The organism is Pseudomonas edaphica, assembly GCF_005863185.1.
In the GTDB taxonomy this organism is placed as follows: domain Bacteria; phylum Pseudomonadota; class Gammaproteobacteria; order Pseudomonadales; family Pseudomonadaceae; genus Aquipseudomonas; species Aquipseudomonas edaphica.
This window is the reverse complement of sequence record NZ_VBVZ01001069.1, coordinates 1-863: the sequence shown is the minus strand read 5'-3', so window position 1 is coordinate 863 and position 863 is coordinate 1. Positions and strand designations below refer to the sequence as shown.

General features: G+C 59.8%; 1 protein-coding gene and 1 pseudogene. One reads left to right on the top strand and one right to left on the bottom strand.

From position 1 onward, the window contains the following. Window positions 1-120: pseudogene (locus FEM54_RS34905) on the top strand (hypothetical protein); the annotation flags it as partial. Window positions 121-175: 55 nt separating this feature from the next. On the opposite strand, the gene FEM54_RS33295 reads toward FEM54_RS34905, so the two are convergent. Beyond that, window positions 176-802 carry a helix-turn-helix domain-containing protein gene (locus FEM54_RS33295; RefSeq protein ID WP_138454368.1) on the bottom strand — a complete coding sequence of 209 codons (627 nt, stop codon included), beginning with the start codon at window positions 800-802 and terminating at the stop codon, window positions 176-178. Window positions 803-863: the final 61 nt, after the last annotated feature.

Genomic DNA, 863 nt, shown 5'->3' with positions numbered 1-863 from the left:
GGCATGAGCATGGCCATGATGGAAAACTGCTGCATGCTCATGAACAAACTGATGAATGACTGCGCCATGCCGATGATGATGAGCTGCAACGGCATGCCGATGATGTGCTGCACCTGCTGACCGCTGCTGCCTAAAACGCAAAAAAAAGCCCCGACTTGTCGGGGCTTTTTTGCATTCAGTCCAGGCGTTCCGGGTAGGTGATCACCAAAAATGCCACCGCCTCGCTGTCCGCCGGGTTGCGGTAGCGGTGGGGCTGGTCGGCGTAGAACAGGATCGAGTCGCCGGTGGAGAGCAAGTAGCGCTCTTCGTTGACGCTGACTTCCAGTACGCCCTGGGCCACCACCAGGTTTTCCTGAATGCCGGGGCCGTGACCGGCAGAAATTTCCTCGCCGAGCGCACGCAAGCGGATTTCGTAAAATTCCGATTGGCGGGCGGTATCAAAGGGAAACAACGCACGGCTGACGAATGCCCCGTCGGCACTCACCAGGCGTTTGCTTTGTTGCGCCGGCAACACCTCGACGCCTTCAAAGGCACGGTCCTCCAGAAAGGCCGCGACCGACACCTTCAAGCCTTTGGCGATTTTGCACAGCACCTTGATCGACGGCACGCTGCGGCCCGACTCGATCTGCGCCAGCATCGCCCGGCTCACGCCACACGCGCGTGCCAACCCGTCCAGCGAGAGGTGGCGCTTACTGCGCAAACGTTGCAGGTTCTGCGCCACGCACAGGCTGGTGTCGTCATCCTCAATCGCAGGTTTTGGCAGTGCTTGGGCTGATTCGGGAAGTACCTGTAAAAAATTCATCGGCCTTACGCCCGGCGCGTATCACTGGCGGTTGCGGTGTGGGCGGAGAACACCGCAAGCC

Excerpts from the sequence above, each read along its gene's own strand:
- FEM54_RS33295 (WP_138454368.1), bottom strand. The coding sequence starts at position 802 with ATGAATTTTTTACAGGTACTTCCCGAATCAGCCCAAGCACTGCCAAAA.